The sequence below is a fragment of the Rubrimonas cliftonensis genome (assembly GCF_900107585.1).
GTDB classification, from domain to species: domain Bacteria; phylum Pseudomonadota; class Alphaproteobacteria; order Rhodobacterales; family Rhodobacteraceae; genus Rubrimonas; species Rubrimonas cliftonensis.
In genome coordinates this window covers 1-25585 of record NZ_FNQM01000018.1, presented here as the reverse complement: position 1 = coordinate 25585, position 25585 = coordinate 1, and the positions used below count along the sequence as shown (strand labels likewise).

23 protein-coding genes are annotated in these 25585 nt (G+C 73.1%); 13 read left to right on the top strand and 10 right to left on the bottom strand.

Annotated elements, in window-relative coordinates:
- Positions 1 to 94: 94 nt before the first annotated feature.
- The 11 genes from msrB to BLW43_RS18320 all read left to right on the top strand — a co-directional run bounded on the left by msrB (position 95) and on the right by BLW43_RS18320 (position 11023).
- Entirely contained in the window at positions 95 to 487 is a 393-nt protein-coding gene (gene msrB / locus BLW43_RS18370; RefSeq protein WP_093255693.1) for a peptide-methionine (R)-S-oxide reductase MsrB, read from the top strand.
- Positions 471 to 1136: a pyrimidine 5'-nucleotidase gene (locus BLW43_RS18365; protein WP_093255691.1), complete on the top strand. Its 666-nt coding sequence runs from the start codon at positions 471 to 473 to the stop codon at positions 1134 to 1136. Before msrB ends, BLW43_RS18365 begins: the two co-directional genes overlap by 17 nt.
- Before the next feature lie 12 nt (positions 1137 to 1148).
- Positions 1149 to 2351 carry an FAD-dependent monooxygenase gene (locus BLW43_RS18360; RefSeq protein WP_093255690.1) on the top strand — a complete coding sequence of 401 codons (1203 nt, stop codon included), beginning with the start codon at positions 1149 to 1151 and terminating at the stop codon, positions 2349 to 2351.
- Positions 2352 to 2506: 155 nt separating this feature from the next.
- Positions 2507 to 3124 carry a dimethylsulfonioproprionate lyase family protein gene (locus tag BLW43_RS18355; protein ID WP_425441196.1) on the top strand — a complete coding sequence of 206 codons (618 nt, stop codon included), beginning with the start codon at positions 2507 to 2509 and terminating at the stop codon, positions 3122 to 3124.
- An 88-nt stretch (positions 3125 to 3212) separates the two neighbouring features.
- Positions 3213 to 4202, top strand: coding sequence for an ABC transporter transmembrane domain-containing protein (locus BLW43_RS18350; RefSeq protein WP_093255686.1), 990 nt, complete (start codon positions 3213 to 3215; stop codon positions 4200 to 4202).
- Between the two features lie 96 nt (positions 4203 to 4298).
- Positions 4299 to 5156 (top strand): FAD binding domain-containing protein, encoded by an 858-nt coding sequence (locus tag BLW43_RS18345; RefSeq protein ID WP_093255684.1) that lies wholly within the window; start codon positions 4299 to 4301, stop codon positions 5154 to 5156.
- A gap of 14 nt (positions 5157 to 5170) precedes the next feature.
- Entirely contained in the window at positions 5171 to 5665 is a 495-nt protein-coding gene (locus BLW43_RS18340) for a (2Fe-2S)-binding protein (RefSeq protein ID WP_093255683.1), read from the top strand.
- Entirely contained in the window at positions 5662 to 8082 is a 2421-nt protein-coding gene (locus tag BLW43_RS18335) for an aerobic carbon-monoxide dehydrogenase large subunit (protein ID WP_093255681.1), read from the top strand. The genes BLW43_RS18340 and BLW43_RS18335 overlap by 4 nt, the downstream gene beginning before the upstream one ends.
- Positions 8083 to 8086: 4 nt before the next feature.
- The gene (locus BLW43_RS18330; protein ID WP_093255680.1) at positions 8087 to 8956 is read left to right on the top strand and encodes an AAA family ATPase; all 870 of its coding nucleotides are present in this window, start codon (positions 8087 to 8089) and stop codon (positions 8954 to 8956) included.
- Positions 8957 to 9037: 81 nt separating this feature from the next.
- Positions 9038 to 10222: a vWA domain-containing protein gene (locus BLW43_RS18325; RefSeq protein ID WP_093255678.1), complete on the top strand. Its 1185-nt coding sequence runs from the start codon at positions 9038 to 9040 to the stop codon at positions 10220 to 10222.
- Between the two features lie 15 nt (positions 10223 to 10237).
- A complete protein-coding gene (locus tag BLW43_RS18320) occupies positions 10238 to 11023 on the top strand; it encodes an XdhC family protein (protein WP_093255677.1) in 786 nt (261 codons plus the stop codon).
- Between the two features lie 8 nt (positions 11024 to 11031).
- Here the strand turns inward: BLW43_RS18320 and pgi are convergent, their stop codons facing one another.
- Positions 11032 to 12630 (bottom strand): glucose-6-phosphate isomerase, encoded by a 1599-nt coding sequence (gene pgi, locus BLW43_RS18315; protein WP_093255737.1) that lies wholly within the window; start codon positions 12628 to 12630, stop codon positions 11032 to 11034.
- Positions 12631 to 12827: 197 nt separating this feature from the next.
- On the opposite strand from pgi, the gene BLW43_RS18310 reads away from it, so the two are divergent.
- Positions 12828 to 17102, top strand: coding sequence for a chemotaxis protein CheB (locus tag BLW43_RS18310; RefSeq protein WP_175478992.1), 4275 nt, complete (start codon positions 12828 to 12830; stop codon positions 17100 to 17102).
- Positions 17103 to 17147: 45 nt separating this feature from the next.
- On the opposite strand, the gene BLW43_RS18305 is transcribed toward BLW43_RS18310, so the two are convergent.
- The 9 genes from BLW43_RS18305 to BLW43_RS18265 form a co-directional block, all read right to left on the bottom strand.
- A complete protein-coding gene (locus tag BLW43_RS18305; protein WP_093255674.1) occupies positions 17148 to 17573 on the bottom strand; it encodes a hypothetical protein in 426 nt (141 codons plus the stop codon).
- Complete coding sequence (locus BLW43_RS18300; RefSeq protein ID WP_093255672.1) at positions 17570 to 18679, bottom strand: EscU/YscU/HrcU family type III secretion system export apparatus switch protein; 1110 nt, start codon at positions 18677 to 18679, stop codon at positions 17570 to 17572. Before BLW43_RS18300 ends, BLW43_RS18305 begins: the two co-directional genes overlap by 4 nt.
- 9 nt (positions 18680 to 18688) lie before the next feature.
- Positions 18689 to 19471 (bottom strand): flagellar biosynthetic protein FliR, encoded by a 783-nt coding sequence (locus BLW43_RS18295; protein ID WP_093255671.1) that lies wholly within the window; start codon positions 19469 to 19471, stop codon positions 18689 to 18691.
- Between the two features lie 12 nt (positions 19472 to 19483).
- The gene (flhA, locus tag BLW43_RS18290) at positions 19484 to 21544 is read right to left on the bottom strand and encodes a flagellar biosynthesis protein FlhA (protein WP_093255735.1); all 2061 of its coding nucleotides are present in this window, start codon (positions 21542 to 21544) and stop codon (positions 19484 to 19486) included.
- 111 nt (positions 21545 to 21655) lie between these two features.
- Positions 21656 to 22441, bottom strand: a complete 786-nt coding sequence (locus BLW43_RS18285; RefSeq protein ID WP_093255669.1) for a lysozyme family protein — start codon at positions 22439 to 22441, stop codon at positions 21656 to 21658.
- Position 22442: 1 nt separating this feature from the next.
- Complete coding sequence (locus BLW43_RS18280; protein ID WP_093255668.1) at positions 22443 to 22709, bottom strand: flagellar biosynthetic protein FliQ; 267 nt, start codon at positions 22707 to 22709, stop codon at positions 22443 to 22445.
- A gap of 6 nt (positions 22710 to 22715) precedes the next feature.
- Positions 22716 to 23018: a flagellar hook-basal body complex protein FliE gene (gene fliE / locus BLW43_RS18275; RefSeq protein WP_093255666.1), complete on the bottom strand. Its 303-nt coding sequence runs from the start codon at positions 23016 to 23018 to the stop codon at positions 22716 to 22718.
- Between the two features lie 5 nt (positions 23019 to 23023).
- A complete protein-coding gene (flgC, locus tag BLW43_RS18270; RefSeq protein WP_093255665.1) occupies positions 23024 to 23404 on the bottom strand; it encodes a flagellar basal body rod protein FlgC in 381 nt (126 codons plus the stop codon).
- Between the two features lie 16 nt (positions 23405 to 23420).
- Complete coding sequence (locus BLW43_RS18265) at positions 23421 to 23798, bottom strand: FlgB family protein (RefSeq protein WP_093255663.1); 378 nt, start codon at positions 23796 to 23798, stop codon at positions 23421 to 23423.
- 98 nt (positions 23799 to 23896) lie between these two features.
- Here BLW43_RS18265 and BLW43_RS18260 point away from each other — a divergent pair, with 98 nt between their 5' ends.
- Positions 23897 to 25273 (top strand): FliI/YscN family ATPase, encoded by a 1377-nt coding sequence (locus BLW43_RS18260; protein WP_093255662.1) that lies wholly within the window; start codon positions 23897 to 23899, stop codon positions 25271 to 25273.
- Positions 25274 to 25585: the final 312 nt, after the last annotated feature.

The following is a 25585-nucleotide window of genomic DNA, read 5'->3' as shown; positions in this document are numbered from 1 at the left end:
AGCTATGTCGAGCCTGCGATACAACACCGTTGCGACATAGGCGTGACGCGCCGCGCAGCCGCGTCACGAAGGCGCAAAAAATGAGTGGGATGGAATGGATAAAATCGTCAAGACCGACGCGGAGTGGCGCACCCAGCTCTCGGACGAGGCCTACCGCGTGACACGCAAGCACGGCACCGAACGCGCCTTCACCCATGACGACTTCCCCAAGGGAGCCGCGGTCTACCGCTGCGCATGCTGCGACGCGCCGCTCTTCGAGAGCGACGCCAAGTTCGACAGCGGCACCGGATGGCCGAGCTTCTTCCGGCCGATCGACCACGAGGCGGTGGCGGAGAAGGAGGACCGGAGCTGGCTGATGCGGCGAACGGAGGTGCTCTGCGCCCGCTGCGACGCCCATCTCGGCCACGTCTTTCCCGACGGGCCGAAGCCCACGGGCCTGCGCTACTGCATGAACGGCGTGGCGCTGAAGCATGACCCGCTGGACTGAGCCGCACGGCCTGCGCGCCGTCGAAACCTGGGTGTTCGATCTCGACAACACCCTCTACGCCCCCGGCCTCGGCCTGTGGGAGCAGGTGAGCGCGCGCATCACCGACTATGTGATGCGCGCGCTCTCGATCAGCCGCGAGGCGGCGGAGGCCCTGCGGGTGGAGTATTTCCACGCCCACGGCACCACGCTGGCGGGGCTGATGGCGCGGCACGGCGTCGCGCCGGACCCGTTCCTCGACGACGTGCACGCCATCGACCTCAGCGCCGTCGCGCAGGATCACGCGCTGCGCGACGCCATCGACGCGCTGCCGGGCCGCAAGGTGATCTACACCAACGGGTCGCGCGCCCATGGCGCCGGCGTCGCCGCCGCGCTCGGGCTCTCGGGCTGTTTCGAGGCGGTCTATGGCGTCGAGGACGCCGGCTATGTCGTGAAGCCCCAGCGCGCCGCCTTCGAGACCGTCTTCGGCGCCGACGGCTTCGACCCGCTGCTCGGTGCGATGGTGGAGGACTGTCAGCGCAACCTCCGCGTGCCGTCCGAGCTCGGCATGGCGACGATCTGGCGTCCCGCCGACGCGGCCGAGGCGCGTCAGGATCACGTCCACCACGTCGCCGACGACCTCGCCGCCTTCCTGACCCGAATCGCCGCCTGAGAGGGACCGCCCATGGAGCGCATCGACATCCTCGTGGTCGGCGGCGGCCTCGCCGGCATGGCGGCGGCGGCGCGGCTGGCGTCGGACGGCTTCTCCGTCGTCCTGGCCGACCGCGCCGCGCCGCCGCCGACAGACGTGGCGCAGGCGGGGGCAGACCTGCGCACCACCGCCTTCCTGCAGCCGGCCGTCGAGACGCTGCGCCGCGCCGGCGCCTGGGAGGCGATGGGCGCCGGCGCCGAGGCGCTCTGGACCATGCGCATCCTCGACGCCGGCGGGCGGGAGAACGTCGCGCGGGAGACGGCGGACTTCGACAGCGGCGAGGTCGGCGACCGCCCGTTCGGCTGGAACGTGCAGAACGCCGCCGCGCGCGCGGCGCTGCAGGAGCGTCTGGCCGCGCTCGACGTCCCGGTGCGCGCGCCCGCGGCGCTGGAGGCGCTGACCCTGCGGGAGGACGCCGCGCTCGCCCGGCTCGGCGACGGGACGGCGCTGCGCGCGCGCCTCGTGATCGGGGCGGACGGGCGCGACAGCGCGGTGCGGCGCTTCGCCGGCGTCTCGGCGCGGCGCTGGGATTACGGCCAGAAGGCGCTGGTCTTCGCCGTGAGCCACCCCCGCCCCCATGGCGGCGTCTCGACGGAGATCCACCGCGCCGGCGGGCCGTTCACGCTGGTGCCGATGCAGGACCATGACGGGCGCCACATGTCCTCGGTCGTGTGGATGGCCCCCGCGGCCGAGGCGGACCGGCTGGCGGCGATGGACGACGCCGCCTTCCACGGGGCGCTGAACTACCGCGGGCTCGACGTGCTCGGCAGGCTGGAGCGCGTCGGGCGCATGGCCGCCTGGCCGATCGTCGGGCAGGTCTCCACGGCGATGACCGCGCGCCGGACCGCGCTGATCGCCGAGGCGGTCCACGTCATCCCGCCCATCGGGGCGCAGGGGCTCAACATGTCGCTGGCCGATCTGGAGGATCTCGCCGGCCGCCTCGCCTCGGCGCGGGAGCGCGGCGAGGACATCGGCGGCCCCGCGCTGCTCTCGGCCTACGCCCGCCGGCGCCAGCCCGAGACGCTCGCGCGGGTGGCCGGGGTGGACGCTCTGAACCGCGCGGCGCGCGCCGAGGCGCAGCCGCTGCGCGACCTGCGCCGGCTGGGTCTCGCCGCCGTCGCCCGCCTGCCCTTCGCGCGCCGGCTGGCCATGCGCATCGGGATGGGCGCGTCGTGACCGGCGCGGCCGGACCCGCGGCCGAAACCGCGACCGGCAGCGCCTGCGACGGGGCGACCGGGGCGCCGCGGGAACCCGAGCCCGAACCCGAACCTGCCCCGGCGCCGGAGCCCGCCCCCCAGCGCCTCTCGCAATGGGCGGACTGGCGCTGGCTTCTGACCGACCTCGACGAGGTCTACCGGCGCAGCTCAGCCGGCGGCAGCGCGATCATCCGCAGCCACCAGAAGCGGGTGCGCGACGCGCTGGGGCGGCTGATGCAGTCAAATCCGCCCTTCATCCCGCGCCAGCCGGAAAGCCGCCCCGTCACCGCGCATCTGCCGCGGGCGCTCGACCTCGCGGCCAACGGCCCGCTCGCCTCCATGGGGCGCACGCTGAGCCGCGTCGCGCCCGAGCTCGCGTGGGAGTACGGCTATGACCGGATGCCCGGCGCGCTCGCGAGCCGCTACGCCTTCGCCGAGCTCGCCGGGCCGCGCGGCCCTGTCGCCTCGGACGAGGTCATCCTCGGGCTCGTGCTGTTCAGTCCCGGCGCGGTCTATCCGCAGCACGCCCATGAGGGGATCGAGGAGAGCTACGTCTCGCTCGCCGGCGCGTGGTCGGAGAACGACGCGGCGGTGTACGCGCCGGGGTCGCTGATCCTCAACCGCCCTGGCCAGCACCACCGCATCACGGTCGGCGACAAGGCGCCATGCCTGCTCGCCTACGCCTGGATCGGCGGGGCGGACCGGCTGTCGGCGCCGGGAATGCGCTTCGGCAAGCCGCCCCGCAAGGCGTGAGCCGCTTGCGGGCGGTTCCCCGGCGCCCGATGTTCACAGTTCCTTCATCTCGCGCCGGCGTCGGCGCACCCCGTCGGAGGAGCGACGAGTGCGGCGTTTCGACCGCGGGCCCCTGCCCGAGAGCATCTACACGCTGATCCTTCGGCGCAGCGCCGCCCAGCAGGTCGCGGTGATCCTGATGGCGCTGCTGATCCCGCCGCTCTCGGTGCTGCCGCTCGAGGTGCAGCGGCGGATCATCGACGACGCGATCCCTGCCGGCGACCTCTCGCTGCTCGGGCTGCTCGTCCTCGCCTTCGCCGCGGCCATGCTGGCGGCCGCGGGCGTGAAGTTCGCGATCTACTACGCAAGGGGCCTCATCGCCGCGCATGTCGCGCGGTATCTTCGGCAGCGCGTGCTCGACGCCCAGCTCAGACGCGGGGAACCGGAACGGGCGCGGGCCGCCGGCCCCGTGACGGCCATCGTCGCGGAGGAGGCCTATCCGCTGGGCGGCTTCGCGGCGGAGGCGATCAACGTGCCGCTGGTGGAGGGCGGCGCCCTGCTGGGCGTCTTCGGCTTCATGGCGGCGACCGAGCCGGGCCTCGCGGCGATCGGCGTGGGCGGCCTGGCGCTGCAGGCGCTCATGACCCCGCTGATCCAGCAGCGCATCAACCGGATGTCGGCGCGGCGGGTGAAGGCGGTCCGCCGCGCGGCGCAGGACATCGGCGCCGGCGCGGCGCGCGGCGCCGGCCGTCTCGCGCTCGGCGAGCTGCGCCTCGCATACCGGCTGCGCCTGCGCATGAACGTGTTCAAGGCGACCCTCAAGGCCCTGCTCAGCGCGACGGAGAAGGGCGCGCTGATGCTGGTGCTGCTGGTCGGCGGGGCGATGGCCGTCAGGGGCGAGACGACCGTCGGCGTGCTGGTGGCCTTCATCTCGGGGATGCGTCAGGTCAGCGGGCCGTGGGACGCGGTGCTTGCGTTCTACCGCGAGTATTCGGACGCGCTGGTGAAGTACCGGCTGATCCGCGAGGCGACGGCGCCTGAGCTCGTCCTGGCGCCCGACGTCGACCCCGGCCCCGCCGTCACGCTCCGGCTTCCCTGAAGGGCGGCGCGATTCCCGCTTTCCTGCGGCGCACTGTCGCGCTAGCTCTAGGTCAGGCGCGATCAAAACGCGCGAAGACAACATCAGGGAGGGGGCATGATCCCCGGATCGTTCGACTACCACCGTCCCGCGACGGTGCAGGAGGCTGCGCGCCTTGTCGCGTCGCTGGGCGAGGATGCGCGCGTGGTCGCCGGCGGCCACAGCCTCATCCCGATGATGAAGCTGCGCATGGCGGCGCCGGCGCATCTCATCGACCTCCAGGGCGTGGAGGGGCTGGCGGGGATCGCGGTCTCGGGCGGCGAGGTCCGCATCGGCGCCATGACGACGCAGCACATGCTGATCGAGGACGCCGCGCTCGCGCAGGCCGCGCCGCTGGTGCGCGAGGCCGCGCTGCAGATCGCCGACCCGCAGGTGCGCTACATGGGCACCATCGGCGGCAACCTCGCCAACGGCGACCCCGGCAACGACATGCCCGGCCTGATGCAGTGCCTCGACGCCGCCTTCACGCTGGTCGGCCCGGAGGGCGCGCGGCAGGTGAGGGCGCGGGAATTCTACTTCGGCGCCTACGACACCGCGCGCGCAGAGGACGAGATCCTCAGCGAGATCGCCTTCTCCGGCCATGCGGGCGCCGGCTACGCCTACGAGAAGCAGAAGCGCAAGATCGGCGACTACGCCACCGCCGCCGCCGCCGTGCTGCTGCGGATGGAGGGCGGGCGCTGCGCGGCGGCGTCCGTCGCCATGACCAACCTCGCCGACCGGCCGATCTTCTCGCAGGCCGCGGCGGATGCGCTGGTCGGCTCGCCGCTCGACGCCGCCGCGCTGGATGCGGCGGTCGCCGCCATGCAGGGCGACATCGCACCGGGCGCCGACACGCGCGGGCCGGTGGAGTTCAAGCGCCACGTCGCCGGCGTGATGCTGCGCCGGGCCGTCGCCCGCGCCGCCAGCCGCGCCTGAGGAGGGTCAGCCAGATGTCGAAGATGCACGTCAAGCTCACGGTCAACGGCAAGGCCGTCGAGGCGCTCGCCGAGCCGCGCACCCTGCTCATCCACTTCCTGCGCGAGGAGCTCGGGATCACCGGGCCGCATATCGGTTGCGAGAGCTCCCATTGCGGCGCCTGCACGGTGGACATGGGCGGCCGCTCGGTGAAGGCCTGCACCATGTTCGTGGCGCAGGCGAACGGCGCCGAGATCACCACGGTCGAGGGGCTGGCGGCGGCGGACGGGACGCTGCACCCGCTTCAGGAAGCGTTCCGCGAGCATCACGGGCTGCAATGCGGCTACTGCACCCCCGGCATGATCACCCGCGCCTACAGGCTGCTGCAGGAGAACCCCAGCCCGACCGAGGCGGAAGTGCGCTTCGGGCTGGCCGGCAACCTCTGCCGCTGCACCGGCTACCAGAACATCGTCAAGGCGGTTCTCGCCGCCGCGCCCGTGATGCAGGCGCAGAAGGAGGCCGCCGAATGAACGAGATGATCCCCCCGGCCGGCGACCGCGCCGCCGCGCTCAAGGGCCTCGGCTCGTCGCGCAAGCGCGTCGAGGACGTGCGCTTCACGCAGGGCAAGGGCGCCTATGTCGACGACATCAAACTCAAGGACATGGTTTTCGGCGATTTCGTGCGCTCGCCATACGCCCATGCGCGCGTCGTCTCGGTAAACAAGGAGGCCGCCCTTGCAGTGCCCGGCGTGATCGCGGTGCTGACGGCGGAGGACCTCGCGCCGCTCGGCCTGCACTGGATGCCGACGCTGGCGGGCGACAGGCAGATGGTGCTGGCCGACGGCAAGGTGCTCTACCAGGGCCAGGAAGTCGCCTTCGTCGTCGCCGAGAACCGCTACGCCTGCGCCGACGCCATCGAGCTGGTCGAGGTGGACTATGAGGCGCTGCCCGTCGTCACCGATCCCTTCAAGGCGCTGGAGCCCGACGCCCCGGTGCTGCGCGAGGACCTCGCCGGCAAGACCGAGGGCGCCCACGGCCCCCGCCGCCACCACAACCACATCTTCCTGTGGGAGCAGGGCGACAGGGCCGCAACCGAAGCCGTGATCGACGGCGCCGACGTGGTGGCCGAGGAGCGCATCCACTACCACCGCACCCATCCCTGCCCGCTGGAGACCTGCGGCTGCGTCGCCTCCATGGACAAGATCACCGGCAAGCTGACGCTCTGGGGCACGTTCCAGGCGCCGCACGCCGTGCGCACGGTCGCCTCGCTGATCTCCGGCATCGCCGAGCACAACATCCGCGTGATCTCGCCCGACATCGGCGGCGGTTTCGGCAACAAGGTCGGCGTCTATCCCGGCTATGTCTGCTCCATCGTCGCGTCCATCGTAACGGGGCGGCCCGTGAAGTGGGTCGAGGACCGGATGGACAACCTGATGACCACCGCCTTCGCGCGCGACTACTGGATGGACGGCCGCATCGCCGCCACCAAGGACGGGCGCATCACCGGGCTCTGGTGCCACGTCACCGCCGACCATGGCGGCTTCGACGCCTGCGCCGACCCCACCAAGTTCCCGGCGGGCTTCTTCAACATCTGCACCGGCAGCTACGACATTCCCGTGGCCTATGTCGGGGTGGACGGCGTCTACACCAACAAGGCGCCCGGCGGGGTCGCCTATCGCTGCTCGTTCCGCGTGACCGAGGCCGCCTATTTCATCGAGCGCATGGTGGACATCCTCGCCATCAAGCTCGGCATGGACCCGGTCGAGCTGCGGCTGAAGAACTTCATCCGCAAGGACCAGTTCCCCTACCACTCCGCGCTGGGCTGGGAATACGACAGCGGCGACTATCACACGGCGATGGAACAGGCGCTGGCGGCGGTCGACTACAAGGGCCTGCGCGCCGAGCAGGCGGAGCGGCTGGAAGCCTTCAAGCGCGGCGAGTCGCGCTCGCTCATGGGCGTCGGCGTCGCGTTCTTCACCGAGATCGTCGGCGCCGGGCCGGTCAAGAACTGCGACATCCTCGGGCTGGGGATGTTCGACAGCTGCGAGATCCGCATCCACCCCACCGGCTCGGCCATCGCGCGGCTCGGCACCATCTCCCAGGGCCAGGGCCACGCGACGACCTTCGCGCAGATCCTCGCCAGCGAGATCGGCATCCCAGCCGACGACATCACCGTGGAGGAGGGCGACACCGATACGGCCCCCTACGGCCTCGGCACCTACGGCTCGCGCTCGACCCCGGTGGCCGGCGCGGCGACGGCGATGGCGGGGCGCAAGATCAGGGCCAAGGCCCAGATGATCGCGGCGTATCTGCTCGAAGTCCACGACGACGACGTGGAGTTCGACGTCGACCGCTTCCAGATCAAGGGCGCGCCGGAGCGCTTCAAGACCATGAAGGAGATCGCCTTCGCCGCCTACAATCAGGCGATTCCGGGGCTGGAGCCGGGCTTGGAGGCCGTCAGCTACTACGACCCGCCGAACATGACCTATCCGTTCGGGGCCTACATCTGCGTGATGGACGTGGATGTGGACACCGGCGTTTGCGACGTGCGCCGCGTCTATGCGCTCGACGATTGCGGCACGCGGATCAACCCTATGATCATCGAGGGTCAGGTGCATGGCGGGCTGACCGAGGCGCTGGCCATCGCGATGGGGCAGGAGATCGCCTATGACGAGGACGGCAACGTCACCACCGGCACGCTGATGGACTTCTTCATCCCCACCGCCGTCGAGACGCCGCATTACGAGACCGACCACACCGTGACGCCCTCGCCGCACCACCCCATCGGGGCCAAGGGCGTCGGCGAGAGCCCCAATGTCGGCGGCGTGCCGATGTTCTCCAACGCGGTGATGGACGCGTTCAAGCCCTTCGGCCTGACCCACGCCCACATGCCGCATGACCACTGGCGGGTGTGGCGCATCGCCAACGGCCTCGGCCTGCACGGCTGAGGCGATGGCCGGGGCTTCGGGCTGGACCGACCTGCGGGCGCGGCTGGCGGCGACGGGCTATGTCGCCTCCGACGCGCTCGCCATGGCGCTGCATCTGGCGCTGACGCTGGGCCGCCCCCTGCTGCTGGAGGGCGCCGCCGGCGTCGGCAAGACCGAACTGGCCAAGACGCTGGCGGGAATGCTGGGCGCGCGGCTGATCCGGCTGCAGTGCTACGAGGGGCTCGACGCCGGGCACGCCATCTACGAGTGGAACTACCAGCGGCAGCTGCTTGCGATCCGCGCTGGCGGCGACGCCGACGAGACACGCGTGTTCTCGCAGGAGTTCCTGCTGACGCGCCCGCTGCTGGAGGCGATCCGCCAGCCCGAGCCGCCGGTGCTGCTGATCGACGAGATCGACCGCGCCGACGAGGAGTTCGAGGCGTATCTGCTGGAGATCCTGTCGGATTTCCAGGTGTCGATACCGGAACTCGGCACCATCTCGGCGACGTCGCGGCCCCATGTCATCCTCACCGCCAACGGCGCGCGCGACCTGTCGGACGCGCTGAGGCGGCGCTGTCTCTACGCCTGGATCGACTATCCCGACCGCGCGACCGAGGCGGCGATCCTCGCCGCCAGGGGGCCGGGCGTCGCGGAGAAGCTCGCCGGCCAGATCGTCGGCTTCGTGCAGGCGCTGCGGCGCGAGGCGCTGGAGAAGAAGCCGGGCGTCGCGGAGATGCTGGATTTCGCCGCCGCGCTGGCGGGCCTCGGCGTCAACGACCTGACCGACGACCCCGCCGCCCTGCACGCCACGATGGTCTGCCTGCTCAAGACCGAGGCCGACAGCGCCGCGATCACGCCCGAGGTGGTCCAGCGCCTCGCCGGGCGGGCGGCGTGAGCGGCGCGCCGTGAGCCCCCGAGCGAAGCGCGCCGTGAGCCCCAGCGCGAAGCGCGCCATGAACCCCGCGCCGGTCAGGTCATGAGCCGCGTCACCCGCTTTCCGGCGCGCGCCGGCGGCCCGGCGGCGCGGCTGTCGGACTTCATCGACCACCTGCGGCTCAACGGCTTCGCGCTGGGGCCGGGCGAAACCGGCGTCGCGCTGGCGGCGCTGACCGCCGCCGGGCCGCCGACGCCGCAGGCGGCGCGGATGGCGCTGCGGGCGGTCTGCGTCGCGAATGCCGAGCAGCACGCGCGCTTCGACGACCTGTTCGACGCCTTCTGGCTGAATCGCGGCCGCGCGCGCCCCGCCCCGCCCCCGCGCCGTTCGCAGGAGCGCCCCACCCGCGCGCCGCAGCCCTTCGCGGCGCCGGCAGACGGCGCCGCCTGCGCCGCGGGCGCCGCCGCGGAGGCGGACGACGGCGACGGCGCCGCGGACGCCGGCGGCGAGGGCCGCCTCGCCGCGTCGCTGCGCAGCGTGGACACCGCCCGCGACCTGCGCGCCTACGCCGATCCCGAGAGCCTCGCGGAGGCCGAGCGCATCGCCGGGCGGCTCGCCAAGGCCATCCGCGACCGGCGCTCGCGCCGCCATCGCGCCGCGAACCGGGGCGGGGCGCTCGACCTGCGCCGCACCCTGCGCGCCAGCCTGCAGCGCGGCGGCGAGCCCATCGACCTGCGCCGCCGTCGCCGCCCCGACCGGCCGATGCGCATCGTCTGCCTGCTCGACGTCTCGGGCTCCATGGAGGTCCACGCCCGCGTGTTCCTCGCCTTCCTGCGCGGGCTCATGGGTGCGCAGGAGACGGCGCGCGCCTGGCTGTTCCACACCCGGCTGATCGACGCGACGCCGGCGCTCACCGACCGCGACCGCCTCCGCGCGGCAGACCGGCTGAGCCTGATGGCGCAGGGTTTCGGCGGCGGCACCCGGCTCGCGGGGTGCCTTCATGACTTCGTGGAGCGCCATGCGGCAAAGGCCGTGAACCGGCGCACGGTCGTCGTCATACTGTCCGACGGCTGCGACGCCGCGCCGGCGGGAGAGATCGGCGCCGCGCTCGCGCGGCTGCGGCGGCGCGCGGGGCGCATCGTCTGGCTCAACCCGCTCAAGGGCTGGCGCGACTACGCGCCGACCGCCGCCGCGATGGCCGCCGCGCTGCCGCATCTCGACGCCTTCCTGCCCGCCGCGACGCTCGACCAGCTCGCGGCGCTGGAAGGCGAGTTCGCAAGGCTCTGAGGGGAGAAGCGCGCCATGGGGCCCGACGCAGTGTTCGACGCCATCCAGGCCCTGCGCGCCGGCGGGCGCCCCTTCGCCGTCGTCACCGTGCTGCGCACCGAGGACGCGACCTCGGCGCGCCCCGGCGACAAGGCGGCGATCGACGCGGACGGCGCGATCATCGGCCATCTCGGCGGCGCCTGCGTGCGGCGCGCGGCGCGCGAGGCCGCGGCGGCGCTGGCCGAGGGCGCGACCCCGCGCGTCATCCGCGTGCGCCCGGCCGACCGCGTGGTGGACCTGACCGACGCCGACGGCGCGGCGGTCTACCGCTCCGGCTGCCCCTCTGGCGGTTCGGTCGAGCTGCTGGTCGAGCCCTTCGCGCCGGCGCCGCGTCTGGCGGTCTGGGGCGACGGCGCGGTGGCGCAGGCGCTGCTGACGCTGGGCGCCGGCATGGGCCTGCGGTCCGAGGCGCGCGACGCGGCGACGCGCGCGGAGGGCGCGGAGGGCGCGGGAGACGCGGCGCTGGGGCCGCGCGACGCCGCCGTCGTCGCGACGCAGGGCCTCGGCGACCTCCCGGCGCTGCGCGAGGCTCTGGCGAGCGGCGCCGGCTTCCTCGGCATGGTCGCGAGCCGGCGCAAGGCGGCCGCGCTCAGCGCGAGGCTGGCCGCCGAGGGGGCGGAGCCGGGCCGCCTAGCCGCGCTGCGCAGCCCGGTCGGCCTGCAGATCGGCGCGCTGGCGCCGGAGGAGATCGCCGTCAGCATCCTCGCGGAGATGGTCGCCGCCCGCCGCCTCGCCGCCGCGTGCAGCGGCGCCGCGGGTTGAACGCCGCCTCAGCCCGCCGAGAGCGCGGCGAGCCGGTCCAGCAGGAAGCGCGTGCCGGCGTCGAAGCCCGAGGCGTCGCCGCCCTTCACCGCCGGCAGCAGGTCGCTTGCCATGGCCTTGCCGAGCTCCACGCCCCACTGGTCGAACGGGTTGATCCCCCAGACCGCCGCCTCCACGAAGACGCGGTGCTCGTAGAGGGCGATCAGCCGGCCCAGCGCGAAGGCGTCGAGCCGCCGGTGCAGGATGGTCAGCGACGGCCGGTCGCCGGGGAACGCGCGGTGCGGCGCGAGGCGGGCGATCTCCGCGGGGTCCATCCCCTTCGCCGCCATCTCGGCGCGCGCCTCCTCCTCGCTCCGACCGAAGGCGAGCGCGGCGCTCTGGGCGAGGCAGTTGGCGACGAGCTTGGCGTGGTGGTCGTCCATCGTCTCCCGCGGCTCGGCGGCGAGGATGAACTCGACCGGGATGACGTCCGTGCCCTGGTGCAGAAGCTGGAAGAAGGAGTGCTGCGCGTTGGTGCCGGGCTCGCCCCAGATCACCGGGCCGGACGACCGCTCCAGCGGCGCGCCAGACCGCGCGACGCCCTTGCCGAGCGACTCCATGTCGAGCTGCTGCACATAGGCGGGAAAGCGCTCCAGCCGCTGATCGTAGGGGATCAGCGCCACGGTCGGCCAACCCATCGCCCGACGCCAGACCCCGACCATGCCGAGCAGGAAGGGGAGATTTGCCTCCAGCGGCGCCTCCAGGAAATGCCGGTCCATGGCCGCCGCCCCGGCGAGCAGCCGCTCGAAGCGCGCGCCGCCGACCGCCATGGCGATGGGCAGCCCGATGGCGCCCCAGAGCGAATAGCGCCCGCCCACCCAGTCCCAGAAGCCGAACACGCGGTCCTCCGGCACGCCGAACGCCGCGCAGGCGTCGAGGTTGGTCGAGACGGCGGCGAGGTGGCCGTCGCCCGCCTCCCCCGCCGCCGCGCGCAGCCACGCCCGCGCGGAGTGCGCGTTGGTCATGGTCTCCTGCGTCGTGAAGGTCTTGGAGGCGACGATCACCATGGTGCGCGCGGGGTCGAGCCCGCGCGTGACGTCGGCCAGATGCGCGCCGTCCACGTTCGAGACGAAGTGGACGCGCGGCCCGTCGGCGTCCGCCGCCAGCGCGCGCACGGCCATCACCGGGCCGAGGTCGGAGCCGCCGATGCCGATGTTGATCACGTCGGTGAAGCGGCCGCCGTCGGCGGCGACGTAGGCGCCCGAGCGCACGGCCTCGGCGAAGGCGAGAAAGCGCGCGCGCACCGCGGCGACCTCCGCGACGCCCGGCGTGTCAGGGGCCACGGAGCCGCGCAGCGCCATGTGCAGCGCCGGGCGGTTCTCGGTGTTGTTGACCGGCTTGCCGTCGGCCATGGCGTCGCGCAGCGCCGGCGCGCCCGACGCCTGCACCAGCGAGATCAGCGCCGCCAGCGCGCCGGCGTCCAGCTTCTCCTTCGTGAGATCGAGCGTCAGGTCGTCCAGCGCCGCCGTCAGCGCCTGCGCCCGGCCCGGCTGGGCGACCAGCGCCCGCAGCGGCTGCGGCCTGAGCCTGTCCGCATGGTCCGTCACGGCGAGCCACGCCGCCGCCATCTCCTGACCGTGTCCGCCCATCGCCGCGTCTCCTTATCACGCTCAAGCCAAGGGCGCCGCGAACCGGACGGCGCCCGCGCCGGTTGTGAAGCCTTTGACCGCGGAGCGCACATGTTTTTATGGTGCGGGATCGAAACCAACGTCATGATCGCGACGGCGCCGCCGGCCGCGAGGGGCCGATCAGGAGAAGATCGTCGATGAACGCCCAGCCGCCTGCCGAAATGGAAGCGGTGGAGCATGTCGTGGCCATCGGCGCGTCGGCGGGCGGGCTGGAGGCGCTTGAACAGCTCTTCGATCACCTGCCGGCCAACACCGGCGCGGCCTTCGTGGTGATCACGCACCTGTCGCCCGACTTCAAGAGCATCATGGACGAGTTGCTCGCGCGGCGAACCGCGATGTCGGTGCATGTCGTGGAGGACGGCCAGTCGCTGACCGCGAACAACGTGTTCGTGATTCCTCCTGGCAAGGACATGATCGTGCAGTCCGGCCGGCTGTTTCTCACCGATCGCGAGGGGCACGGAGCGCCGGCGGCGCCCATCGACCTCTTCCTCGGAGCGCTGGCGCGCGCCTATGGCCGGCGCGCGACCGCGGTGATCCTGTCCGGCACCGGGGCCGACGGCGCCCGCGGCGCGCGCGCCCTGCGCGCGGGCGGCGGCTACATCATCGCCCAGTCGCTTGAGACGGCGCGCTTCGACGGCATGCCGCGCGCCGTGGCGGAGGCCGGCGTCGTCGACGCCGTGCTCGCCCCGCAGGCGATGGGCGGCGCGATCATCGCCCGCATGGCGCGGCTCGACGCCGAGGACACCGCGCCCGCCATCGTGTCCGGTCACTCCGACGGCGTGGCGAGAGTGCTGGAGCTGGTGCTCGGCGGCTCAAACGTCGACTTCAGCGAATACAAGAAGACGACCATTTTGCGGCGCATCGCCCGGCGCATGCAGAACCGCGGCGTCAGCGCCCTGCAGGATTACGTCGCCGACCTCGAGAGCGACGCCGACGAGGTGCGCGCGCTCTCAGAGGACCTGCTGATCGTCGTCACCGAGTTCTTCCGCGACCCGCCGGCCTTCGCGCTGCTCGACGAGATCGTGGCGCCCGAACTGCTCGCCGCGGCCGAGGAGCGCCCCGTGCGCATCTGGACGCCTGCGGTCGGCACCGGGCAGGAGGCGTATTCGATCGCGATGATCCTGCGGGAGGCGGCCCAGCGCATCGGCCGCGAGCCGCGCGTGCAGATCTTCGCGACCGACATCAGTCCCGGCGCGCTGGAGCGCGCGGCGGCCGGCGTCTACACCGAGGCGGAGATGGCGGCGGTCTCGGCCGAGCGCCGCAAGGCCTTCTTCACGCGGACCGAGGACGGCGCCTGGCAGGTCTCGCCCGACCTGCGCGGCGGGATCGTGTTCGCCCAGCACAACATGCTGCGCGACCCGCCCTTCATCAACACGCAGCTCATCAGCTGCCGCAACGCGCTGATCTACCTGGAGGCGTCGGCCCAGAACAAGGCGCTGTCGCTGTTCCACTTCAGCCTCGCGCAGAGCGGCTATCTGCTGCTTGGCCCGAGCGAGTCGATCGGCGAGGACACCGGGCGCTTCGACGCCGTCGACCCGCGCTGGCGGCTCTTTCGCAAGCGCGGCGCCGACCGGCGCGATGCAGCGGCGATGGGCGAGCTGATCGCGGGCTCGCGCCGGCCCGAGCCGCCGCCCAGCCGCCGCGTCGTCGCCGCGGGGCCCCAGCCCGGACGCGGCCACGGGGCCATCGCGCTGCAGCCGCTGCTTGAGCTGTTCGCGCCGCCGGGGCTGCTCGTCGGGCGCGAGCGCGAACTCCTGCATGTCGTCGGCGACGTGCAGCGCTATCTCGCGCCGCCGCAGTCGGGGCCGTTCACGCGCGACGCGGTGAAACTGACGCGCCCGGAGCTTCGCGCCGCGCTCGCCACCGCCATCGACCGCGCGCTGCGCACGGGACACCCCGTGAGCTTCGGCGCCGGAGACGGCGAGGCCGGCGCCCGCGTCTCGGCCCATCCCCTCGCGGGGCCCGACGGCCAGCCCGACAAGGTGTTCGTCGCCTTCGGCCCGACGCCCGAGGCGCCGCCCGCCGCGCAGGGCGCACCGCTCGAGCGCATCGTCGAGGAGCGCATCGCCTACCTCGAGGACGCGCTGCGGCAGGAGCGCGAGAACCTCCAGGCGATGCTCGAACAGCTCGAAACCTCCAACGAGGAGCTGCAGTCCACCAACGAGGAGCTGATGACCTCGAACGAGGAGCTGCAATCCACCAACGAGGAGCTGCACTCCGTCAACGAGGAGCTCTACACCGTCAACGCCGAGTACGAGCGCAAGAACGAGGAGCTCACCCAACTTACAAAGGACGTCTCGTCGCTGCTGCAGGCGACCGGCGTGGGCGTGGTGTTCGTGGATCGGGATCTGCGGGTGCGCCGCTTCACGCCGACCGCGACGCGGGTGGTCAACCTGATGCCCGGCGACGAGGGGCGGCGGCTCGACCACATCACCCACGCGCTGCGGGGCTTCGACCTCAGCGGCTGGCTCGAGGGCGTGATGGAGGCCGGCGACATGGTCGAGGAGGAGCGCGAGGCCGCCGACGGCGCCGTGTGGACCGTCCGCGCCGCGCCGATGCGCGACGGGCGGCTCGTCACCGGCGCGGTGGTCAGCCTGATCGAGGTCTCCCGCCTCGTGAAGGCGGAAGCCGAGGCGCGGGCGCGCGGCGCGGAACTGCGCGAACTGCTGGACTGGGTCGGCGCCGTCTCGCTGCATTTCTCGGCGTCCGGCGCTCTGATCGGCGGGCTGGACCGCTGGCGCGCGTTCACGGTGGAGGCGGCGGAGCCTGGGCAGGAGACCGCCTCGGCGCCGGACGAGCGATGGCTTGCGGCGATCCATCCCGACGACCGGGGGCGGGTGGCCGCGGCATGGCGGGACGCCCATGCGGCGTCCCAGCGGTTCGAGCTCTCGGCGCGGCTGCGCAAGGCCTGCGGCGACTGGCGCACCGTCACGCTCGCCGGCGGGCCGACGCGCGAGGGCGCGGCGGTGATCGGCTGGTATCTCTACCTGCGCGACGCCGAGGAAGCCGCGATCGCGGAGGCCTCGCGCCGGGACGCCCAGGCCCGTGCGGCGGCGCTGGCCGAGATGGCTTTCGCCGGCTCCTACGCTCAGGATCCCGTCGAAGGCTGGGTGGAGCCCGACGACAGGCTCTCGGCCGCCCTGGGGCTGCCGCGGGGTCGGATGACGACCGAGGCGTTCGAGGCGCGCATGACGCCGCAGAGCCGGCGAGCGCGGGCCGAGGCGCTGGCGGCGCGCGGGCTGCGCGGGGGCCGGTGGTCCGCCGAGGTCCGCTTCGTCGCGGAGGACGGCGCCGAGACGCTGATGCGCGATGTCGGCGCGCCGACGCCGGGCGGGATGCTGGTCGGCGCCTTCCAGCCGCTCGACGAGGCGACGGCCGACGCCGCGCTGGCGGAGGAGATCCTTCGCTCCAGCCCGGTCGAGGTCGTCGTGCTGGACGCCGAGACCCTTTGCGTGGATCGTGCGAACGCCGCCGCGCTGCGCAACCTCAACTACGAGGAGGACGCCCTGCGCGGCAGGCATTACGCAAGCCTCCTGCCGGAGTTCGACGCCGCCGAGTTCGAGGCGGCGCTGGCCCCGCTGCGCGACGGCGCAACGGGAGAAGTGCGGCTCGAGACTTTCGCCCTGCGGCGGGACGGCTCGACCTACGATCTGACGCTGGCGCTGAGGCCCATGGCCGGCGGGGCGCGCATCGCCGCGGTCGGGCGCGACGCGACGGCGCGGCGGCAGGCGGAGGACACGCTGCGACGGCGCACCGAGGCGCTCGCGCGCGCGCGCCGCGACCTCGAGGAGATCGCGCTGGCCGCCGGTCACGAACTGATCGCGCCGCTCGGCTGGCTGGCGGACGGCGTCGCGACGGCTGCGCGCGGCGGGGCGGACGCGACGGCGCTGGCGGAGCAGGCCGCGCTGGCGGCGCGGCTGCAGGGGCATGTGCGCGATCTGATGGCTTTCGCCCGGAGCAAGACGGGCGCCGGGGGCGCCGGCGAGACCTTCCGCCGCGTCGATCTGGCCGACGCCGCGCGCGCCGCCGCCGTCGCCTGCGCGGCGACGATCGAGGAGGCCGGGGCGGCGGTGGAGATCGAGGCGCTACCGGTCGTGCGCGGCTCACCGGAGGGCCTGCGTTTCGCGCTGCGCGTGATGATGGAGAAGGCGCTCGCCGGCCGCGCGCCCGACAGCCGGCCGACCCTGCGGGTATGCGTCGACGCGGAGCAAGGCGACCGCATCGTGGTGGAGGCGACGCCGGCCGTCGCGCCGGGCCTCGACGCCGCCATGCGGCCGTCGTCGCCCGTTGGCGGCTGGGAGCTTGGCGGGGCGCTGCTGCGCAGCGTGCTCGACGCCCATGGCGCGGGCCTGGAGGAAGACGCCGACTTTCCGGGACGGGTCGTGGTGATGCTGCCGTCGGAGCTGTTCTAGAGCGGCTCTCCTCTCTCCGCCGCCTCAGTCAGCTCGGAAGACGCTCTAGCCGCCGGCGGGGGAGCGGGGCCGCAGCGCCGCGAGCACGCCCTCCCCGCGCTCGGCGCGCCGGGCCTCGACCACGGCGGCCTCGGCGGCGGCGGCGTCGGACAGCGCCTTTGCGCCCAGTTCGCGCGCGACGGCGGCGCCGGCGCGCCGCTCAACGGCCTGCGCCTCACGTTCGAGCGCGAGATGCGCCGCCCGCGCGATCCGCGCGCGCCGTTCCAGCTTTTCGCGCACGTCCCCCATCAGGACGACGTCGCCGAGGCCTCCTTCGCCGGCCTCGAAGCAGCGCGCCGCGGCGGCCTCGGCGGCCCGCGCGACGGCGCTCTCCTGCGCGGCGCGGGCCCGCGCGACGGCGAGTTCGCCGAGCGCGCGCTGCGCCTTGAGCGCGGCGAGGCGCTGGAGCGTGCGGAGCGCCTTCGGCGTCACGCCGCATCGCCTCCGCCGCCCTTCCGGCGGCGCGCCTTCGCCCGCATCTGGTCGGAGAAGCGGATGGCGGCGGCGACGGCGCGGTAGTGCTCCGGGCGCACCTGTTTGCCGATCTCCACCTCGGCGTGGAGCGCGCGCGCCGTGGGCGGGTCGCGGTGGATCGGCACGCCCGCCTCGGCGGCGAGTTCGCGAATCCTGCGCGCCATCTCGTCGACGCCCTTGGCGACACACTCCGGCGCCTCGCCCGGCGCGCGCGTCCATTTAAGGGCGACGGCGTAGTGCGTCGGGTTGACGATGACGACGTCGGCCTTGGGCACGTCGGCGAGCATCCGGTTGGAGGCGATCTCCTGGGCCCGCGCACGACGCTTCTGCTTCATCGCGGGGTCGCCCTCGGTTTCCTTGCTCTCCTTCTTCATCTCCTCGAAGGTCATGCGCTGCTGGCGCGCATGGTCGAAGCGCTGCCAGACCATGTCGATCGCCGCGATGGCCGCCGCCACGATCGCGACGATCGTCAGCAGCGAGAGCATCGCCTCGCCCAGCGCCACGCCGATCTCGCGCGGCGGGGCGGCGGCGAGCCCGATGATCTGGGCGGCCCGCCCCTCCAGCCAGAACCACGTCACCGTGCCGATGACGAACAGCTTCACCGCGCTCTTGAGGAACTCCATCAGCCCGGTGGGCCCGAACTTCTTCTTCGCGGTCTCGATCGGCGAAAGCCGCGAAAACTTCGGCGCAAGCTTCGACGGCGCGACCACGACGGCCTGCTGCGCCAGCAGCGAGCCGAGCGCGCCCAGCGCCGGCCCGATGAAAAGCGGCAGCACGGCGACGCAGGCCGTGGCGACCATGAGGGCCGACAGCATCAGGCCGCCCGGACCGAGGATGCGCCCTTCGAGCCGATCGACGCTGGCGATGAACGGCGTCAGCGCCGCGCCGAACGCCGCCACGGCCGCCGCGCCGAAGGCCACGAGCGCCGCGATCATGCCGATATAGGCCGCCGCGGCGTGAACGTCCTGGCTGACGGCGACATTGCCCTGCTCGCGCGCCTTCTGGAGCTTCTGCGGCGTCGCCTCGAAACTCTTTTCCTGGCCCTCGTCGGCGCCTTCGCTCATGCGCTCCCCCTACCGCGCATAGGGCGCGGAGATGACGGCCACGAACGCGCTGCTCCAGACCTGAAGCATCAGCGGCGTGGCCAGCGCCATCAGCAGAATAGCGCCGGCGGTGATGGCGGGCGCGCCCACGAAGGCCACCATCAGCTGCGGCATCGCGCGGTTGATCGCGCCGAGCGCGAGGTTGTAGGCGAAGGCGGCGACGATGAAGGGCGCGGCGAGGCCGACCGCGCTGGCGAAGGCGCCAGCCACCCGGCTCACGCCCCAGTCGGCGAGTTCGGCGCTGACCGGCAGGGCGCCGAACGGGATCGAGTCGTAGCTCCCGATCATAGCGGAGGCGGCGTATTCGGGCAGACCCAGCGCGAAGGCCATCGCGATGCCCGCGACGGTGAGGACGTTGGAGTAGGCGGGCTGCGGCTCGGCAGTCATGCCCGCGCCGAACATCTGGCTGACAGAGACGCTCTGCGACGCGATCGAGCCGGCCGTCTGCAGCGCCATGATCATCAGGCGCACCGACAGGCCGAGAATGACGCCGGCGGCGGCCTCCGCGATGACGATCAGGCCGTACTCCGCGACCCCCGTCCGGCCGAGGTCTCCCGGCGCGTCGGCCATGGGAAACACGACCATGGTGAAGGCGATCGCGGCCCCGAGCTTGACGCGCGACGGCAGCGACCGCTCGCCGAAGCCGGGCAGCAGGGCGACCGCCGCGGCGACGCGCGCGAAGACGGCGAGCGCGGCGAGCGCGGCGTCGCCGCCAAGCGCGAGGAAGGGAGCGAGCGGCGCGAGGAAGTCCATCGCGGTCCCCTCTCAGGCGACGCCGACGAGCGCCGGGCGCGCGTCGGCTCCGATCTCCTCGTAGCTCATCACGGGCGTCGGCAGACCCTTGGCCTGGAGGACGCCGCGCACGAAGCGTCGACGCCGCGCCGACGTCGCCACCACCGCCCGCCGGCCCAGGCGCGCGGCCTCCGCCAGCTTCTCGCCCACGGTTCTTGCGAGGCGGTTGAAGTCCTCCGGCGGCAGGGCGACGTCGGCGCCGCCGCCCTCCATCGGCAGTTCGTAGCGCTGGAACAGCGTCTCCCACTCGGCGCCGAGCTGCACCAGCGGCAGCGCGCCGTCCTCGTCGCGCAGCTCGGCGACGAGCTGGAAGCCGAGGCGGCGGCGGACATGCTCGGCGACCACGTCGGCCTGCCCCAGCGAACGGCCCTCGGCGATCGCCTCGAGAATGAGCGGCAGGTTGCGCACCGAGACCTGCTCCTCGAGCAGCAGCCGCAGCACCGACTGGAGCAGCTCCACCGGCACCTTGTCGGGCACGAATTCGTCGAGGATGCGCTTGTTGGCCTCGGCGCGGACGGGGTCGGAGACCTGCACGAAGCCGTCGAGCAGGCGGCGCAGCACGCGTCGGGTCATCAGCCGGCCGAAATTCTCCTTCAGCGTCTCGAGCAGATGCGTCGCGACCACCTCCACCGGGCCGACGACCGCCATGCCGGTCAGCGCCGCCTCCTCGCGGTCGACCTCGGAGATCCAGCGCGCCGGCGCGCCGTAGACCGGCTCCTTGACGTCCTCGCCGGCGGCGGCGAGCGGCATGGTCTCCGACAGCAGCGCCAGAACCTTGTCCGGCCGCAGGATGCTGCGGGCGACCTCGACGCCGTGGATGCGGATGGCGTAGGCGCCTTCCGGCAGCGTCGGCTCGTCGGTCAGGCGGATCTCCGGGATCACGAGTCCGAAGGTCGAGGCGATGTGATTGCGGATGTTGGCGATCCGGGCGTCGAGACCGGTCGCGGCGTCCATCACCGAGGCGACGAGATCGGGCGCGAACTGGACATGGATCTCGTCGAGGTCGAGCGTGTCGCCGATCGTGCGCTTCGCCGGCGCGGCGTCCGCCTCCGCCTGCTCCGGCCGGGCGGCCTTCGCCTGCACCTCGCGATAGGCGAGCCATGCGGCGGCGCCGAGCGTCGCGGCGCCGATCATGAAGGGCAGGAACGGCAGTCCCGGCACGAAGGCGAACAGCGCCATCAGCCCGGCCACCGTCGCGAGCGCCAGCGGATAGGCGCCGAGCTGGGCGCTCAGCGCCTTGTCGGCGGACCCCAGCACCCCGCCCTTCGAGAGCAGCAGCGCCGTGGCGATTGAGATGATGACGGCCGGGATCTGGCTGACCAGCCCGTCGCCCACGGTCAGGATGGCGTAGGTCGTGAAGGCGTCGCCGACGTTCATGCCGTGGACGATCACGCCCATCGCCAGACCTACTACGAGGTTCAGCAGGGTGATGAGCAGGCCGGCGACGGCGTCGCCCTTCACGAACTTCGAGGCGCCGTCGAGCGAGCCGAAGAAGGTCGTCTCCTCCTGCTCGGTCTTGCGCCGCTCGCGCGCCTCCTCATGGCTGATGGCGCCGGCCGCCATGTCGCTGTCGATCGCGAGCTGCTTGCCGGGCATGGCGTCGAGCGCGAAACGGGCGCCGACCTCCGCCATGCGGCCCGCGCCCTTGGTGATGACGATGAAGTTGACGATCAGCAGCACGCCGAACACCACGAGGCCGAGCAGGACGTCGCCGCCCATCACGAACATCGCGAAACCCTCGATCACCGAGCCGGCCGCGTCGGTGCCGGTGTGGCCCTGGCCGATGATGAGCTTGGTGGAGGAGACGTTGAGGCTGAGCCGCAGCATCAGCCCCGCCAGCAGCAGCGTCGGGAACGACGAGAAGTCGAGCGGGCGCTGGATGAACAGCGTGGTGGTGAAGATCAGGATGGCGAGCGCGAACGACGCCGCGAGACCGATGTCCAGCAGGAACGCCGGCATCGGCAGCACCATCATCGCGATCACCGCCATCAGCGCGACGGCGAGGAACACCGTGGGCTGGCGCAGCATGTCCATGGACAGCCGCGGCGGCGTCAGACCTGCGGCGCTTTCTGCGGGGTCGGCCATCGTTTCTACTCGGCTCCACGTCAAACGGTCCCCCGCGCTTCTGCGCGAGGGGGCGTCGCCTCAGTTGATCAGGCCCCCCCGCGCGGCGCGAAGGGGCGAGAGCCCGCCGCGAAGCGCGACCAGCGCGACGCCGCCGGCCGTCCGCGGCGGCGGATCGGCGGCCCGCCAGAGCGACGGCGCGCGGCGGCCCGCGCGTTCCCCGGGCGCCTCGGCGCGCGCCGTGTCGACAGGCCCGGCCGCGCCCTCGCCCCGCGCGAGGATATGCGCGAAGCGCGCCGCGTACCGGTCGCGAAACTCCGGCGTCCGGGAGTGGTAGAGCCCGGCGGCGAGCGTCCAGTCGCCGGTCTCGGCATGGTTCTCCACCAGGAAGCGGGCCGCATAGTCCGCGTTCGCCGCCGGGTCGAACATCGCCCGCACGGAGGCGAAGGCCTGACCGTGCCAGCGGTGGTTGAGCTGGAAGCAGCCCACGTCGAAACTCGTCGCGCCGCGCGCCTGCTCCCGCGCGACATAGGCCAGGGCCGCGTCGAGGTCGTCGAACCAGCGGCCCACGCCCTCCATGTTCACGGTCCAGGGCCAGGGCTGGAGCGCGCCGTCGACGGCGCGCCCGGTCTCGGTGCGGGTGATGGCGCGCATCACCGCGCGCGGCACGCCATTCTTGTCGGCGGCGCGGTCGGCCTCCGCGATGCATGTCGCCGCGGGATCGGGCGCGGCCGCGCGACGCAGCAGGCCGCCGGCCCCTGCCGAGGCCGGCGCGAAGGCCGCGAGGCAGGCAAGCGCCGCCAGAACCTTCAGCGGCGCGAGAGCGCCGTAGAGGCCCGAAGCCGCCGCTGCTCCCCGGCGCGCCATCTCAGCCCCCGGCCACGAGGCTGAGGATCCGCAGCTGGTAGAACTCCACCAGGAGCCGCCCCGTGGTGCCCATGGTGATCCAGAAGGTGACGGCGATCGCGGCGAGCTTCGGCACGAAGGTCAGCGTCATCTCCTGCACCGACGTCAGGGCCTGCAGCAGGCCGATCACTACGCCGACCACGAGCGCCACCATGAGGATGGGGCTCGCCATGATAAGGGTCGTCCACAGCATCTCACGCATGAGATCGAGAATGTCGCCCTCGCTCATGGCGCGTCAGACCGGCATGCGGAGGATTTCGTTGTAGGCCTCCACGACCTTGTCGCGCACCGTCGTGGCCGTCTCGACCGCGAGCTCGGTGGCGGCGAGCGCCTGCACCACGGACTGGGCGTCGGCCTTGCCGGAGATGCCGGCGATGGTCGTGCGCTCGGCCTGGCGGATGCCCTGCAGCGTCTCCATGGCGCTGTCGCGCAGCGCCTGGCCGAAGTCGAGCTTCGCGCCGCGCAGCGAGGGCTCCGCCCGCGCCGCCGGCTTGATGTCAGTGTAGAGTTGCCCCGCAAGGGCTGAGCGGATGTCCATCCTGGTCACCGTTTGATGAGATCTAGCACCGACGCGGACATGCGTCGGGTCTGGTCGAAGATGCGCAGGTTGGCTTCGTAGCTGCGCTGCGCCTCGCGCGCGTCGGCCACCTCGACCATGAGGCGGACCGAAGAGCCCTCGTAGTATCCTTCGGCGTCCGCCATCGGGTGCGAGGGGTCGTAGACCTTCGGCAGCTCGGCGTTGTCGAACGCCATGGCGTCCACCGCCACGCCGCCCGTCCCGCGCTCCACGCCGAAGGCGAGCATCTTGCGCCGGAAACCCGGCGTATCCGCGTTTGCAATGTTCTCGGCGATAACCCGGAGGCGCTGGCTCTGCGCCTGCATCCCCGAGCTGGCCACCTTCTGCACGTCGCTGAAATCAACCATCCCTCAGCCTTTCTGGTCAGCGCCGGCCGAGGCCGGCGCGCAGGATGTCCATGGTCTTGCCGTAGATCGCGAGCGCGCGGTCGTGCGCGCCCATGGCCTGCGAGCCGCGGGCCACCTGGTCGGGCAGCGACACGGTGTTGCCGTTGGGGCTGGCCGCGTCGGGCGCGGTCTCCATGTGCGGATCGAGCCGGACGGTCGCGCCGCCGGCCAGATGGGACGGTCGCGTGGACCGAAGCGCCTCCCGCTCCCGGACCACCGCCTCGAAGGGCTTGAGATCCTGCGCGGCGTAGCCGGGCGTATCGGCGTTGGCGATGTTGCGCGCGACAAGCGCATGGCGTCCCGCCGCATGGCGGGCCATGGCGTCGGCCATCTTGAGAATCGCGATGTCGTTCATTCAGGGTTCTCCCCTCGCTTCGCAACCGCTGGTTAAGCCCGAAGCGGTTACTCAAACGTGTCCGCGAACGGCATCGCGGCGATTTACGGGCGGAAAAGATGGATGGGACGTCGGCGAGCGCGCAGGATGCGCGCGGCCTCGACGGGCTGACGGCGCGGATTTCCGCGCTGCGCCCCGTGCGGCGCTGGGGCGAGGTGGCGGCGGTGGACAGCGCGGCCCTGCGGCTGCGCGGCCTCGGTCGCTCCGGCAGGCGGGGCGACCGGGTGCGAATCGCGCCGGAAGGGCGCCCCGAGGTTCTCGCCGAGATCGTCGCCGTCGACGGCGAGGGCGCCCGGGCGATGTGGTTCGGCACCGGGGAGGGCGTCGCCGTCGGCGACCGCGCCTGGCTCGAGCCGCAGGCCGGCGTGCGCCCCTGCCCCGCCTGGATCGGGCGCGTGGTCGACGCGTTCGGCGCGCCGCTCGACGGCGCGCCGCTCGACGAGGGGCTGCGCCCCGCCCCACTGCGCCGCGCGCCGCCGCCGCCGGCCCTGCGCCGCGGACTGGGATCGCGCCTCGACACAGGCCTCAGCGCCTTCGACACGCTTCTGCCGCTGGTGCGCGGACAGCGCGTCGGCCTCTTCGCGGGCTCCGGCGTCGGCAAGTCGACGCTGCTTGGCAAGCTTGCGCGCGGCGTGGCGGCGGACGTCGTCGTGGTCGGCCTCATCGGCGAGCGCGGCCGCGAGGTGCGCGACTTCGTCGAGCGCGGCCTAGGGCCCGACGGCATGAAGCGCGCCGTGGTGGTCGCCGCGACGTCCGACCAGGCGCCGCTCGCCAAGCGGCAGGCGGCGTGGCTCGCGACCGCGGTGGCCGAGAGCTTCCGCGACCAGGGCCTGCATGTGCTGCTCCTGATCGATTCGGTGACGCGCTTCGCGGAGGCGCACCGCGAGGTCGCGCTCGCCGCCGGCGAGGCGCCGTCGCTGCGCGCCTATCCGCCCTCGACCGCCCACGCCATCGCGCAGCTCGTGGAGCGCGCGGGGCCGGGCCATGGCGCGCAGGGCGACATCACGGCGATCTACAGCGTCCTTGTCGCCGGCTCCGACATGGAGGAGCCGGTCGCCGACATCACGCGCGGCGTGCTGGACGGTCATCTGGTGCTCGACCGCGCCATCGCCGAGCGGGGCCGCTTCCCGGCCGTCGACGTGCGCCGCTCCGTCTCGCGCTCGCTGCCCGACGCAGCCAGCGAGCCGGAGAACGCCCTCATCGCCCTCGCCCGCCGCCGCATCGCCGCCTACGAGGACATCGAGCCGATGATCCGCACCGGGCTCTACGCGGCGGGCGCCGATCCGGAGGCAGACGCGGCCGTGGCGGCGCGGGAGGCCCTCGAGGCCTTCGTCGCCTCGAACAGCCCCGACGGAGCGTCGGACGCGTTCCGTCGGCTGGGCGAGGCGCTCGGCGTGGACGCCGCGGCGCAGGCGGAGAAGGTCGACGCCGACTGATCGGCGCCCTCCTGGAGCGGCGTTCGACCCGACTGCGTCGGGTCCGCCGCTCCGCGCCGCCGCCACGTCGCGGTTTTGATGTCGCCGACTGATCCGGTCGGCTCGCAATTCGCTCGAGGCGGCGCGCAGCTTCCGCGAGGCTGCCCGTCACTCGGCCGCGTGCGTTCCGGCGGCGGGCCCGCCAGCGGTCCCGCGCGCGGCGTCGCCCCCGTCACCGTCGGGGTTGAGCAGGCGCTCCTCGGTTGGCAGCAGGGTGCGGAGGGCTCGGAGCGCGGGGTAGAAGCGGGCTTCCTCGACATGGGCCAGCGCGCC

Bases quoted from the DNA above. Each gene is read 5' to 3' on its own strand.
- BLW43_RS18310 (WP_175478992.1), top strand. From the start codon at position 12,828: ATGAACGCCCAGCCGCCTGCCGAAATGGAAGCGGTGGAGCATGTCGTG.
- BLW43_RS18285 (WP_093255669.1), bottom strand. From the start codon at position 22,441: ATGGCGCGCCGGGGAGCAGCGGCGGCTTCGGGCCTCTACGGCGCTCTC.
- BLW43_RS18365 (WP_093255691.1), top strand. From the start codon at position 471: ATGACCCGCTGGACTGAGCCGCACGGCCTGCGCGCCGTCGAAACCTGG.
- flhA (WP_093255735.1), bottom strand. From the start codon at position 21,544: ATGGACATGCTGCGCCAGCCCACGGTGTTCCTCGCCGTCGCGCTGATG.
- BLW43_RS18335 (WP_093255681.1), top strand. From the start codon at position 5,662: ATGAACGAGATGATCCCCCCGGCCGGCGACCGCGCCGCCGCGCTCAAG.
- fliE (WP_093255666.1), bottom strand. From the start codon at position 23,018: ATGGACATCCGCTCAGCCCTTGCGGGGCAACTCTACACTGACATCAAG.
- BLW43_RS18320 (WP_093255677.1), top strand. From the start codon at position 10,238: ATGGGGCCCGACGCAGTGTTCGACGCCATCCAGGCCCTGCGCGCCGGC.
- BLW43_RS18280 (WP_093255668.1), bottom strand. From the start codon at position 22,709: ATGAGCGAGGGCGACATTCTCGATCTCATGCGTGAGATGCTGTGGACG.
- BLW43_RS18330 (WP_093255680.1), top strand. From the start codon at position 8,087: ATGGCCGGGGCTTCGGGCTGGACCGACCTGCGGGCGCGGCTGGCGGCG.
- BLW43_RS18360 (WP_093255690.1), top strand. From the start codon at position 1,149: ATGGAGCGCATCGACATCCTCGTGGTCGGCGGCGGCCTCGCCGGCATG.
- BLW43_RS18295 (WP_093255671.1), bottom strand. From the start codon at position 19,471: ATGGACTTCCTCGCGCCGCTCGCTCCCTTCCTCGCGCTTGGCGGCGAC.
- pgi (WP_093255737.1), bottom strand. From the start codon at position 12,630: ATGGCGGCGGCGTGGCTCGCCGTGACGGACCATGCGGACAGGCTCAGG.
- msrB (WP_093255693.1), top strand. From the start codon at position 95: ATGGATAAAATCGTCAAGACCGACGCGGAGTGGCGCACCCAGCTCTCG.
- BLW43_RS18300 (WP_093255672.1), bottom strand. From the start codon at position 18,679: ATGAGCGAAGGCGCCGACGAGGGCCAGGAAAAGAGTTTCGAGGCGACG.
- BLW43_RS18345 (WP_093255684.1), top strand. From the start codon at position 4,299: ATGATCCCCGGATCGTTCGACTACCACCGTCCCGCGACGGTGCAGGAG.
- BLW43_RS18260 (WP_093255662.1), top strand. From the start codon at position 23,897: ATGGATGGGACGTCGGCGAGCGCGCAGGATGCGCGCGGCCTCGACGGG.
- BLW43_RS18325 (WP_093255678.1), top strand. From the start codon at position 9,038: ATGAGCCGCGTCACCCGCTTTCCGGCGCGCGCCGGCGGCCCGGCGGCG.
- BLW43_RS18265 (WP_093255663.1), bottom strand. From the start codon at position 23,798: ATGAACGACATCGCGATTCTCAAGATGGCCGACGCCATGGCCCGCCAT.
- BLW43_RS18340 (WP_093255683.1), top strand. From the start codon at position 5,171: ATGTCGAAGATGCACGTCAAGCTCACGGTCAACGGCAAGGCCGTCGAG.
- flgC (WP_093255665.1), bottom strand. From the start codon at position 23,404: ATGGTTGATTTCAGCGACGTGCAGAAGGTGGCCAGCTCGGGGATGCAG.